Below are 10,797 nucleotides of genomic sequence, written 5' to 3'. Positions count from 1 at the left end.
CGAAATCCATACCGCATCCATTGCAGCCTATGACCGTTCTCGTGACGTATCCGGGCCAGCGCTGCTCGTGCATTCGCGGCAGTTCGAGGCGAAGTACGCCGTGCCGAGCGAGCTTCCTTCGCGGACATGGACGAGTCCCGACGTACGCCAGGACGACACCGGTGATGCGCAATTGCCGGCGGTTTCACCACCCGGAGCAGCCGCGGTAGAGGCGACCACCGAAGCACCGGGCGAGTTTCACGCCGATGCCGTGGCAGAAGCCCCAGAACCTGCCGTCGAGATCATAGAGGCGTACTCCTATTAGGGTGGCGCCGACCCCTCAAGAGCAACGGCCGATCTCACCAGTCCTACCCATCAACGAGGCGGGCCAAATTCGTCAGCCGGACAGGCCAGATACGACCGAGAAATCGCCACAGAGAAACAAAAATGATACGGAAAGCGCCGTAGGGTTCGGGTTCGACATGCCCCATCGAAATCCTGATCTTCATCGGGTTGGCGGGGCGGCATACCACAGCTGCGCACCGGTCGTGCTCTGCTCCGCCGGTGACGGGAGTCCGACCGCAGACAATGAATGCCCCGGCGACGACGCGGTTCAAGTGGATCGTGGTCTTCATGTTCGAGTGGCCCGCAGAACTGGTTCAGGGCGCGCGTTTCGAGTACGCGGCGCAAGTCGGCATCTCGCCTGCCGCCTTCAGTGGATGGCGTCGGCCGGCGTCGAGGGAGTGTCCATGCCCTGTCTGACCAGGACGACGAGTCGTCCGGCTTGAGTGACGTCGGTGGCGGTCAGTGTGATCCCGTCGGCCAGGGCGAGCAGCTCCGATGCGTCGAGGTCGGCACGGACGGCACCGGCGCTTTGCGCCCGGGTCAGCAGTGCGGACGCGGCGGTGCGCACCTGCTGCCGAGGTTGACCTGGTGATGTCGGGCGTCCGGGACCGCCGACAGAACCACGACGGTCTGTGACCGTCGAGGAGCATGACCGGGTCGGGCCCCGCGCCGGCCGGGCCGCCACACGGATGTTGTCCGATGGAGTGTCATAGGCGGCGGTTAGGGTCTGCGCCATGACTCAGATGTTCGACGTCCGCAAAGGCCTGGAGTATGCCCGCGCGGACCGCGAAGCCGCGTGGCGGTTCGTCCGCGACTTCACGCACGCATGGGTGGAGCCGCTGGCGGACGGCGACGGCTTCACCGAGGAGGACCTTGCAGCAGCGGAGGAACGTCTTGACGCAAGCCTGCCGAGCGCCCTCCGCGAGATGTACCGGCTGCTCGGGCGGCGCCAGGATCTGACGAGCAACCACGATCGGCTGCTGCACCCGGACCAGCTCTACATCGACACTCGCGGCGAAGCACTGGTCTTCCGGGAGGAGAACCAGGGCGCCTGCTCCTGGGGCGTACTGCTCAAGGACCTCGACCAGGCTGATCCGGGAGTCCATGTGCTTGCGGACCTGGCCGACCGGCAGGCCCAGCGGTGGGAGCCGTGGATGGAACACCTGTCGTGGATGGTGGTCGAGATGGTCCTGGCCGAGTCTTTGCACGCACCGGAGCACCTGAGCGACTTCCTGTACGAGCCCGACCCCGAATACACGCGGATCATCGAAGAGAGCTGCGAGCAGCTGCCGTTTCCGGTCTATTCGGCCAGGGGTTTCGAGGGCACCCGCTGGTTCCTCGGTGCGGACGTGCTGCTGCGGGATGAGGAAGGCTGCGTGCCTGTGAGGGCTCGGACCGAGGAAGCACTGGAGGCGGTCCGGGCCCTGCTCCCAGGGGACTGGCTGAACGGCTAGTGCTGCGACCTGCCGTGACCGAGAAGGTTGGCCGGGGTAGCGCCGGCTGTCGATCGCTCTGTCACAGCCTGCTGACATGATCGTCCGAACGGTGCGGACGAGAGGGCGGGCATGGACCTGACGGTGGAACAGGCGGCACGGCAGATCACGGCGGAGGTCGTAGCGCAGGCGCCGGAGGGCTGGACGGAATGCGTGCTGCGAGGGCGGGCGAGCCGGTCCGGCGTCGGCCTGGCCGGCAGCGGGTACGTGGTGCCGAGCCATCCGGGCTCCTTCTTCCACGTGCCGTTCCCGGGCGACAGTCTCTCCTCGCTGGCGTGCCGGTTCCGGGACAGCCACGGCTGGGAGGCCATTGCCCTGGAGATGATCTGCCGGCCGTCGGGTGCCTTCGAGCTCGTGGTGTTCCGGGAAGCGCTGCGGCCCGGGGGCGGCCCCGAGGACGGCTGGACACTGACTCTCGACCTCGGCTTCGAACCGTCCGAACCGGGCGCGGCCGACGGTGCAGAACCGTCCGCGCTGCGCCCGGCCGGGGACCGGGCCGAGGCGGTCGAGCGGCTGCATGCCGTACTGCGGCAACACACCGAACGCTCCGGCGCGGAACCGGAGATGCCGGCGCCCGTCACCGAGGAGCAACTCGCCGCCGCCGAGCGCCACCTCGGCCGGGCACTGCCGGCGGACCTGCGGGCGCTCTACCTGGAGGCCGACGGGGATGGCGACAACGAGGCGCTGGCCGGGTACGGCTGGCTGTCGCTCGACCGGGCCCTGGCCGAGCGCAACGACTACATAGGCGTGCCGACCTGGTTCGGCTGGGAGCTCGGCTGGCAGCAGGTGATCTTCGACGCCGATCCGCCGAACACGGTGCGCCGTTGCTCCGGGCATCCGGGCTGGCTTCCGTTCGCCACCTGGTTCGACGGGAACTTCTTCGCCGTGGACCTGGCGCCGGCCGCGGACGGCCGCCCCGGTCAGGTGATCGAGGTCGGCCGGGACTTCGACGACGGCCCACGCTACGCCGCCTCCTCCGTCACCGCCTGGCTCGGCCAGGCCCTGGGCCTGCCGGATCCTCACGCCCCACAGCAGTCCGGGGACGGCTCGAGCGAGTTGGTGGTCTCAGCCCTGGACGAACGGCTCGCGCCGGGCGTCCAGGCGATACACCTCAATGACGCCCCCTCACCCGTCGACCTCGTCCCGCTCTCCGCCACCCCGCACCTGCGGCGCCTGCACCTCAACCGCTGCGCCACCACCGACCTGTCCCCCATGGCAGCACTCCCCGTCGAGGACCTGGCCGTCGGCCTCGCGGCCGAGGCCGATCTCGTCCCGCTCACCGGCCACCCGCACCTCACCTCACTCGCCGTCGGCTCCGAGACCCCGATCGACCTCGCCCCACTGCGCACCCTCCCTGCGCTGCGCGCCCTCGACCTGTCCCGTTGCCCCACGCCGGACCTGACGTTGCTGGCCGATCTCCCCAACCTGCGCTACCTCGCCCTCTCCGCCGGCCAGTGGACCGCCCTGATCGCCGCCGGCCGCCTCCCCGCCCACCTTGCCGCCGCCCGTCTGGCCGGAGCTCCGCCCTTCACCGCCGCCCTCGACCTGCTCGCCGCCCTCGGTGTCGACACCTCCACCGCCTACCGCCTCTCCGGCACCGTCGAGGATGCCTCCTGACGCTGTGACCACATCGGTCAATCAGGTTGCCGCTGTCGTGACCTCGGCCGACGAGGACACCGTCCGCCACGTGATCCACCGGTTCAACGAGAGCGGCCTGGCCTCTCTCGGCCCTCGGTGGGTGGGAGGCCGTCTCCGCCTTCTCAGCACTGACGACAAGGACTTCGTCGTCCGGACGGCCACCACTCGCCCGACCGAGCTCCGCCGGCCGTTCAGCCGCTGGTCGATCCGCGAGCTCGCCGCCTGCCTGCGGACAGTGCACGGCCGCGTGATCCGGATCGGCCGTGAGACGTCACGATGCCTGCTCGCCCGCCGTGATGCCGCCCTTCCGGAAGGCGTCCCCCCGGCCCCGCCCTGAGGCACCTTGGGCTTGCGAGCAGACGCGGAGTGTGTCTCGCACTATGTCCGGCTTCCCCCTTGCCGATGAAGTGGACCGTCGAGAGGGTGAGGATGTGATCTTCCCCTTTGTCCATGACGGTGCAGCTGGAACCGTGACGGTGGCCGTGGAGCTTGTTGACGCGCCCGAAAAGGTCGGCAAGCCGCCGGGCGCGCGCGGGTTCCCGTCCTGCAGCGCCAGTGTTGAGCACCCTGCCCAGGGCTATCGTGCGATGTTCGGCTGGGTCCAACTGGTCCAGTCGACGGACAGCCCCTCGAACGGGACTGCCTTCGAGACGGACCCGTTCTTCCTGTTCGAGGACGCGTCGTCCCCCTATGCCTTTTTCGGTGTCAGACCGACGCTGTTCGACGCGCCGTCAAGGGTTGAGCGCACGCCGCTGGCCTGGCTCGCTCACAGCTTTCTGGCCTGGACTCCGTTCGAGGAGACCAAACGGAGTGTCGTGCCGTTGACCGGCTTCTCCTGGGGATTCGACATCGACGACACCGGCCGGATCACTCCACGGCCTGTGCGCGCACTGGCACCTGACGACTGGGACACGCACCGTCCCTACCTGGGCGCCTGCCATCCCGGTTGGTCCTTTGAGCAGTGGTAGCCGGGAGGCCGTTGAGTCACCCGGGCGTGGTCAGGACGCTGCGGTGGCCCGTTGACGGGCTTGGGTGTGGGCAAGTCGTGGAAGTCACTGCCTGCCTCGATGATGGCGGGACTTCCTCAACACCCGGCCCCTCGTCGTGTCCCGCCCGGTTAGGTGGTCCGTTGCCGTACTCGCCGCAAGTGGGTTGAACAGCGCCGTAGCGATGGCAGGTCCTCAACCGGCGGGCGACCGCAGCCTGTTCGCTGCAGTCGCCGGCCGGTGTGAGCGCGTGCTGAGGTCCGCCCAGGTGAACTCGCCTCTTCCATGCGCCGAGTGCAGGAAGCGGCTGTGCCGTCTCACCAGGCGACTCGCTACGGTGAAACCCCCACGGCTTGACCCTCGACGGCAAGCTCCGACGTGTCGCCGTCATTTGAGGTAGATGACCACGCCGTTCCTCCCGTTCCGCCCTCTCCTGCCGTTGCGCCCCCGCTCACCGAGATCGCCCTCTCTCCCCTCCCGCCCCGGCAGACCCGTCGGACCGGTTGGGCCCGGTGCCCCGGAAGGGCCGGAGGGGCCAGGCGGGCCGGGCAGACCCTGCCGGATGCCGTTCCCCTGGAGGGCCATGCGCCGGGCTTGAAGTTCGTCGATCTGCTGCTGGTGGGCAACGAGCACAGCCGCCTGCGCGACGAGCGTGACGGTCAGCGCCGCGCCGAGCGCGAGGCGGCGTTGCTGACTACGCCACACCGCTTTCACACTTCTCACATCATTCCTCACGCTATGTGATGTCAAAGAGTTGAAGGAAAGGCCGCGACCGAAGGCGGACCTCCAGGCCGAGCACCCTTTCCTGGGCGACCGGACCTCCGCCTCCTGCCGATCGCTGCGCGGAGGCGCTGGATCACGTCACGGGCGAAGCACCGGCGGGTATGCGGAACGATGTTCGCCCGCTCCGGGGAAGCCCAAGGTGCTCACGCGCTTCGGCGGCCGCCTTCAACAGCCCAAGGCGGCCGACCGACGTTGCTGCCGCCCGTCCGGGAGTTCTCCGCAACTCCGATCGCACCTGTCCGCACTGGGCAAGGATGGATCACCGTTCAGTGCACGAAGGAGGAGACGGCCGGTGCGGCCCGGGGTCTAGCTCTTCGCCGGCGCCGGCGGGGCGACAGCGTCCTTGCCGTCCTTCCCGTTCGTGCCGTCCTTCCCGTTCGCGCCCTCCTTCCCGTCCTTCCCGTCCTTGCCGTCCTTGCCTTGCGGGCCGATGGGACCTGCGGGACCAGTGGGACCGGGTGGGCCGGACGGCCCGGGAGGGCCGGGCTCAAGGCTCTCCTGGATGTCGACGGGCTGCATCTGCAGGTCGTCGATCTGTACTTGCTGGGCGATCAGCAGAGCTGACTGCACGACGAGCGCGACGGTCAGCACCGAGCCGAGGACGAGGGGGCGCCGCGGACTACGCAGCGCTTCAATCACGCTTCTCACATCATTCCTCACGCTATGTGACGGCGAAAGCGTAAGGGACGAGGACGTGGCAGGGGTGGAACTGCGCGTCGAGTGTCTTTCCCGGGTCGGCGGCGGAGCATGAACGAACACCCGGCGCCGGCATCACTTCCGGAAAAGATCCAGTTGAAACCGGCGTAGTGATGCTCGATCAGTGTGATCGCGCCGCCGACATCGGACAGGCATCTCCCGATCTCCTCCTTTCCGGTGGCGAGACCCCACTTCGGAGAGCAGACCTGGGCATCATCGGCGAACAGGTCCAGGACGCTGCCACCGTTGGATGTCACTCCGCCGCGATCGAATGCCTTGAGATATTCCAGGGCAACGGACTTGCGCTGCTCGTCAGTCATCGTCTGATGTGTCAGAGCCATTGCTTTTCTGATCCTCCGTCCCGCCCCGGCCGATGGACCCTCGTCAGCGCGCGCTCGGCGAGGGAGGGGGTGTGGCGGTTCACTGGTGAATCCGCCAGGAGCAGCGCCGTTACTCAAGGACGCCCTCATGGAGCTGAGCGAAGAGCTCCGTGTCGCGGGTGTGATCGACAGGGATATCGACGACGGTGACGTCGGCTGGACGCGCGCCTCGCGCGACAGGGCCTCGCCCGACCCGCCCGGGTCCCATACTGCCTTCGTCCACACGGCACGCAACCCCGGCTACCAGCGCCGCGACACCGAACCATTCGCAGGTATTTCCCGGACCGTTGAGCAGATCCCCTCCCGCCCGGCCGAACTCGCCCTGCCGTCCGCGCTGCCTGTGCCGTACGCAGATGCCTTTCACCGGTCAGGACGAGGAAGTGCAGGCCGTGACGGCGGTGATTGCCTGAACAGTCCCGACAGCTGGTCCTTCGGCTCTCCGCACGCCGGCATCCACCCCGACCATCGCGCCGGCCCGGCGGGCCATGACCGGCGCGGCTGTCTGCCGCACGGCCGGGAGGATCCGCTGACAGTCCGATGGGACCGCGCTCTCCTCCACACCCGCCGCGCGGTGCGGGATCATCATCGCCGCACGTGCCCCTGCCGAGAGTGTGGCAGGGGTACGTGGGGTAGCGAGCCGAGGAGAGCCGGGAGCTGTCCCTGGACGAGCAACATCCTGGCCGACACGGCTACCGGCGGCTGGTGGCCTGACGGCCCGGCGTCACTTCAGGTGTCGGGTGAAGAACTGGGCCGCGGCGTCCCCCGCGAACTGCGGGACGCCGGTGTGCCCGCCCATATTGGCCTGCAGCGTCTTCTCCTTGGAGCCGAAGGCGTCGAACAGGTCCAGTGCCGCCTGCCGGTCGTTCCCTTCGTCGTCCCACTGCAGCAGGACGTGCAGCGGAATGGTGACCCGGCGGGCCTCCTCGAACATGGCGGCGGGCACGAGACTCCCGGCGAAGAAGCCGGCGGCCACGATGCGCGGCTCGACCACCGCCAACCGGATGCCGATGGAGATCACACCCCCCGAGTAGCCGACCGGGCCGCCGATCTCGGGCAGCGAGAGCAGGGCGTCCAGGGCGGTTTGCCATTCCGGGACCGACTTCTCGACGAGCGGGAGGACGAGGGCATCGATGATCTCGTCGCCGACCGGCTCGCCGGCCTCCATCACCCGGCGCAGGTCGGCGCGTGCCTGCTCGATGGCGGCCCAACGGGGCCGGTCACCGCTGCCGGGGAGCTCGATGGTGGCCGTGGCGATGCCCTCCGCCGCGGAGTGTCGGGCCCGGGCCACCAGCCGGGGGTACATCTTGCGCAGTCCGAGCGGGGGGTGGCCGAGCAGGATCAGCGGGGCCGGGGCGGATGCGGACCCGGACGCAGGCGTCCACAGGATGCCGGGGATCTCATCGAGGGTGAACTCGCGCTCGAGGACGCCGTCGTCGAGGCGTTGTTCGGAAGTGAATTGCATGGTCGTGCCTTTCGGGAGTGCTCTTGAACGGCGCTCCCGGACGACCTAGCGTCCGACCGTGACCCCGGAGGGGAGCACCCATGTCGATACTGCGTTCACGGGTACCACCTCCTCGCTCTCTTGCACGGCTTCCGGAAACCTAGCAGTGGTCGCCATGGTTCCGCCAACGGGTTTTCACAGGACCGGATCGGAGAGACCGACGTTCGTCCTCAAGGGCGGAGGACCAGCTTCCCCTTCGTGCGACGGCCAAGCAGGTCCTCGTGCGCGTCGCGGGCCCGCGCCAGGTCGTACTCCGCGCCGACCAGGGGCCGCAGGCGGCGCCGCGCCGTGAGATCGAGCAGCTCCGCGAGCTCCGCACCGCCGGCGCCGTTCCTGGCGATGAGCGGGATGACCCAGAAGCCGGCGACGGCGATGCTGTCCACCGCCAGTCGGCTCGGCGCGATCGCGAAGGCTGTCTGCCGGGACGAGGCGCCGTAGGTCAGCGGTCCGGCTGACGACCTCCATGCCGGGAATCCGGGGCAGCGGGCCTTGGGGGGCGTACGGACCGTCGGTGTGCTCGCCCGCGATCTGCTTGATGTCGCCGAAATTGACGCCCGCGGCCTCCACCTGGACCAGAGTCTCGCCCGGCCCCGCCGACGGATCCGGCACATCGGCCTCCTCCAGGACCTCGGGGCCACCGAACCTCCCGAACCGCACGGCACGCATGAACACCCTCCCGCGAGATCTGTCTCCAGCCCGTCCGGAGAGCTGTCCCGCAATGCTGGTCAACGGCCAGGTATGAGCGGACTGCGGTCACCTGGCCGGGAAGCGGGCGCCCCAGGGTTCCTCTTCCAGCAGGAGGCCGTTGGCCAGGTAGCTGATGGTGCGGTACCAGCCGGCCAGAACGAGGAGTTCGAGCAGCTGGCCGTCCTCGTAGTGCACGCGCAGGGCGTCCCAGGCGGTCTGCGAGAGCCGCGCCGTGTCGTGCAGTTCGTCGACCGCGGCGAGCAGTGCCGCATGGTGGGGCGGCCATGGGACGTTCACCGCGGGATCGGTGTCGGTCGTCGCCTGGAGCTGTTCGGGGCCGAGCCCGGCCTGCCGGGCGAGGCCTGCGGCGTGTACGCCCCACTCGTAGGCACAGCCGGTGCGCGCGGTGACGCGGGCGATGACGAGTTCTCGGTCGATGGCGGGGAGGCTGCCGTGTCCCAGGAGCCCGGCGCCCAGGGCGAACATGCGCGAGGCCAGTTCCGGGTTGCGGTGCAGGACACGGAACAGCGTGAGCGGCTCGTGCGGCACGTCGGGGGGCATCCACCGGCGGAGTGCCTGGTCGACAGGGGCCGGGTACGGCGGGGTGAGCGGTTCGATGCGCGGCATGTGATGCCCCTTGCTTCGATTTTCGAATCAGTATCATGCTTCGAGAAGCGAAGCGCAAGGAGTGGGTATGGAAGCCAGGGCGCCACGGCCGGGTGTGCCGGTGCGGGGGTCCGAGTCGGGCCGTCCGGTCATGGCCGCGCTCGATCTGCTCGGGCGGCGTTGGACGATGCGCGTCCTGTGGGAACTGAGTCAGGCACCGGCAGGTTTCCGCGAACTGCAGCGCCGGTGCGAGCGCATGTCCTCCAGCGTGCTCAGCACCCGCCTCGACGAACTGACCGGCGCCCGCCTGCTCACCCTGCACAGCGACGGCTACCGCCTCACGCCACTCGGTCAGGACCTTGTCGAGGCGCTGAGTCCACTGGACGCCTGGAGCCGACGCTGGGCAAGGGAAATGGACTCCGCTACGGCCGAGGACTGACCTGGCCGCAGCGAGACTGGTGCGGCTGGGCCGAGGACTCGCGTCCCGACGTGACCGTGAGGATGCCAGGGTGCCCCCGTGAAGCAGCGGGCTCCCTGGCCTCGTCCGAACGTACTCGGTGAGGTGTGGACGAACGTTCTCAGTCATAGACGTGTTGAGGCGGCACGCGGCCTGGCAGCGGCAGACGCCACTCGCCCAGCCGGGCGACGAGGCTCCGGCGCGCCAGAGTTCGCACCTCGCTCCAGGGCATATCGGCAGTCAACGCGTCAGCCCACCGTCCTGGGCGACCACGCACGTCCATCTCGCCGAGGAACCGGGCGATTTCCCTGAGGTCCTGAAGGACCTCGGGTTCGAGGGTTCCCCGCTCCGCCATTCCTTCGGCCAGCTGCAGGATGAATTCGACGTCATCGGCTACGGCAGCCGTCCTCACTTGATGCTCGCTCGCCCAGGTCAGCTGGTCAGAAGGATCAGCGGCAAGGACGGCCAGCAACCTCGCTATCCAGCGCTTCCAGTAGTCGTTGTCGTCGACGCCCATGCGAGCAGGGTCGCACTGGACCATTTCGGCCCACCAGCCTGGGCACGTTCATCGGCACGTACGCGACGCACCAACCAGCAGCGGGACGCTGGTCATTCGCGCCGGCTCGCTGTTGCTGTGGCGCGTGGCTGCACGCAGCTCGGCAGGATCCGCCACAGGCCGGGCTTCTTGTTTCATAGTACATCTAGATGCATAATGACATTATGGAAAGTCGGGTCGAGGATCAGGCCGTCGGTGATGCAACGGCCGGCGCGGAGGGTCCGGGCGGCGCGTCGGAGCAACTGATGGTTGCCGTGGAGCAGTTGGTGCGGCACGTACGCCACAGCGCCACCGCCGGCGGTCTGAGCACCGCGGCCTCCTCCGCGTTGGCCCGGCTGGGCCGGGAGGGGCCGCTGCGGCTGACCGAACTGGCCCGCGCCGAAGGCGTCTCGCAGCCGGGGATGACCCAGCTGGTCGGCCGGCTGGAGCGCGCAGGGCTGGTGGCCCGCGGCGCCGACAGCACCGACGGACGGGGAGTCCGCGTGGAGATCACCCGAACCGGACTCGACGTCTTCCGGCAGCGGCGCGCCGAACGCGCCCACGCCCTCCAGGAACTGATCGGGGAGCTGACCGAGCCCGAACAGCAGGCCGTGCGGCTTGCCCTGCCCGCCCTGGCCCGCGCGATCGAGGACCGCCGAGCCCGCGACTGAACCCCCTCCCCCGGCAACGCCGCCCCCGTCGGGGGCCGCT

At 69.0% G+C, this 10,797-nt stretch carries 13 protein-coding genes and 2 pseudogenes; 7 read left to right on the top strand and 8 right to left on the bottom strand.

Features of this window, described 5'->3' with window-relative positions:
• Positions 1-691: 691 nt before the first annotated feature.
• Positions 692-892, bottom strand: a complete 201-nt coding sequence (locus ACIRR9_RS43230) for a hypothetical protein (RefSeq protein WP_403764184.1) — start codon at positions 890-892, stop codon at positions 692-694.
• Between the two features lie 166 nt (positions 893-1,058).
• Here ACIRR9_RS43230 and ACIRR9_RS43225 point away from each other — a divergent pair, with 166 nt between their 5' ends.
• The 5 genes and pseudogenes from ACIRR9_RS43225 (at position 1,059) to ACIRR9_RS43205 (ending at position 5,185) form a co-directional block, all read left to right on the top strand.
• The gene (locus tag ACIRR9_RS43225) at positions 1,059-1,778 is read left to right on the top strand and encodes an SMI1/KNR4 family protein (RefSeq protein WP_403764183.1); all 720 of its coding nucleotides are present in this window, start codon (positions 1,059-1,061) and stop codon (positions 1,776-1,778) included.
• Between the two features lie 111 nt (positions 1,779-1,889).
• Positions 1,890-3,434, top strand: a complete 1,545-nt coding sequence (locus tag ACIRR9_RS43220; protein WP_403764181.1) for an SMI1/KNR4 family protein — start codon at positions 1,890-1,892, stop codon at positions 3,432-3,434.
• Positions 3,424-3,750: pseudogene (locus tag ACIRR9_RS43215) on the top strand (helix-turn-helix domain-containing protein); the annotation flags it as partial. The gene ACIRR9_RS43220 and the pseudogene ACIRR9_RS43215, both read left to right, overlap by 11 nt.
• Before the next feature lie 85 nt (positions 3,751-3,835).
• Positions 3,836-4,423 carry a hypothetical protein gene (locus ACIRR9_RS43210; RefSeq protein WP_403764179.1) on the top strand — a complete coding sequence of 196 codons (588 nt, stop codon included), beginning with the start codon at positions 3,836-3,838 and terminating at the stop codon, positions 4,421-4,423.
• A gap of 612 nt (positions 4,424-5,035) precedes the next feature.
• Complete coding sequence (locus tag ACIRR9_RS43205) at positions 5,036-5,185, top strand: hypothetical protein (RefSeq protein WP_403764177.1); 150 nt, start codon at positions 5,036-5,038, stop codon at positions 5,183-5,185.
• 345 nt (positions 5,186-5,530) lie between these two features.
• Here the strand turns inward: ACIRR9_RS43205 and ACIRR9_RS43200 are convergent, their stop codons facing one another.
• The 6 genes and pseudogenes from ACIRR9_RS43200 to ACIRR9_RS43175 form a co-directional block, all read right to left on the bottom strand.
• Positions 5,531-5,863, bottom strand: coding sequence for a hypothetical protein (locus tag ACIRR9_RS43200; protein ID WP_403764175.1), 333 nt, complete (start codon positions 5,861-5,863; stop codon positions 5,531-5,533).
• A 17-nt stretch (positions 5,864-5,880) separates the two neighbouring features.
• Positions 5,881-6,240: a hypothetical protein gene (locus ACIRR9_RS43195; RefSeq protein WP_403764173.1), complete on the bottom strand. Its 360-nt coding sequence runs from the start codon at positions 6,238-6,240 to the stop codon at positions 5,881-5,883.
• 781 nt (positions 6,241-7,021) lie between these two features.
• A complete protein-coding gene (locus ACIRR9_RS43190) occupies positions 7,022-7,762 on the bottom strand; it encodes an alpha/beta hydrolase (RefSeq protein ID WP_403764172.1) in 741 nt (246 codons plus the stop codon).
• 209 nt (positions 7,763-7,971) lie between these two features.
• Positions 7,972-8,184 carry a zinc-binding dehydrogenase gene (locus ACIRR9_RS43185; protein ID WP_403764170.1) on the bottom strand — a complete coding sequence of 71 codons (213 nt, stop codon included), beginning with the start codon at positions 8,182-8,184 and terminating at the stop codon, positions 7,972-7,974.
• Between the two features lie 127 nt (positions 8,185-8,311).
• Positions 8,312-8,467 (bottom strand): annotated as a pseudogene (locus tag ACIRR9_RS43180) (NADPH:quinone oxidoreductase family protein); the annotation flags it as partial.
• 87 nt (positions 8,468-8,554) lie between these two features.
• Positions 8,555-9,115, bottom strand: a complete 561-nt coding sequence (locus tag ACIRR9_RS43175; RefSeq protein ID WP_403764168.1) for a carboxymuconolactone decarboxylase family protein — start codon at positions 9,113-9,115, stop codon at positions 8,555-8,557.
• Positions 9,116-9,182: 67 nt separating this feature from the next.
• On the opposite strand from ACIRR9_RS43175, the gene ACIRR9_RS43170 reads away from it, so the two are divergent.
• Positions 9,183-9,533, top strand: coding sequence for a winged helix-turn-helix transcriptional regulator (locus ACIRR9_RS43170; RefSeq protein ID WP_403764166.1), 351 nt, complete (start codon positions 9,183-9,185; stop codon positions 9,531-9,533).
• Positions 9,534-9,672: 139 nt separating this feature from the next.
• Here the strand turns inward: ACIRR9_RS43170 and ACIRR9_RS43165 are convergent, their stop codons facing one another.
• Positions 9,673-10,068, bottom strand: a complete 396-nt coding sequence (locus ACIRR9_RS43165) for a hypothetical protein (RefSeq protein WP_403764164.1) — start codon at positions 10,066-10,068, stop codon at positions 9,673-9,675.
• 284 nt (positions 10,069-10,352) lie between these two features.
• Here ACIRR9_RS43165 and ACIRR9_RS43160 point away from each other — a divergent pair, with 284 nt between their 5' ends.
• Positions 10,353-10,757, top strand: a complete 405-nt coding sequence (locus ACIRR9_RS43160) for a MarR family winged helix-turn-helix transcriptional regulator (RefSeq protein ID WP_260328662.1) — start codon at positions 10,353-10,355, stop codon at positions 10,755-10,757.
• Positions 10,758-10,797 lie beyond the last annotated feature (40 nt).

Origin of the sequence: Streptomyces sp. NPDC101234 (assembly GCF_044767525.1) — a bacterium.
In the GTDB taxonomy this organism is placed as follows: domain Bacteria; phylum Actinomycetota; class Actinomycetes; order Streptomycetales; family Streptomycetaceae; genus Streptomyces; species Streptomyces sasae.
Note: the sequence above shows the minus strand (reverse complement) of the source record. Positions and strands in the feature narration are given on the sequence as shown.

Coding starts and splice junctions, on each gene's coding strand:
- ACIRR9_RS43225 (WP_403764183.1), top strand. CDS start 1,059: ATGACTCAGATGTTCGACGTCCGCAAAGGCCTGGAGTATGCCCGCGCG.
- ACIRR9_RS43220 (WP_403764181.1), top strand. CDS start 1,890: ATGGACCTGACGGTGGAACAGGCGGCACGGCAGATCACGGCGGAGGTC.
- ACIRR9_RS43210 (WP_403764179.1), top strand. CDS start 3,836: ATGTCCGGCTTCCCCCTTGCCGATGAAGTGGACCGTCGAGAGGGTGAG.
- ACIRR9_RS43195 (WP_403764173.1), bottom strand. CDS start 6,240: ATGACTGACGAGCAGCGCAAGTCCGTTGCCCTGGAATATCTCAAGGCA.
- ACIRR9_RS43190 (WP_403764172.1), bottom strand. CDS start 7,762: ATGCAATTCACTTCCGAACAACGCCTCGACGACGGCGTCCTCGAGCGC.
- ACIRR9_RS43175 (WP_403764168.1), bottom strand. CDS start 9,115: ATGCCGCGCATCGAACCGCTCACCCCGCCGTACCCGGCCCCTGTCGAC.
- ACIRR9_RS43170 (WP_403764166.1), top strand. CDS start 9,183: ATGGAAGCCAGGGCGCCACGGCCGGGTGTGCCGGTGCGGGGGTCCGAG.
- ACIRR9_RS43165 (WP_403764164.1), bottom strand. CDS start 10,068: ATGGGCGTCGACGACAACGACTACTGGAAGCGCTGGATAGCGAGGTTG.
- ACIRR9_RS43160 (WP_260328662.1), top strand. CDS start 10,353: ATGGTTGCCGTGGAGCAGTTGGTGCGGCACGTACGCCACAGCGCCACC.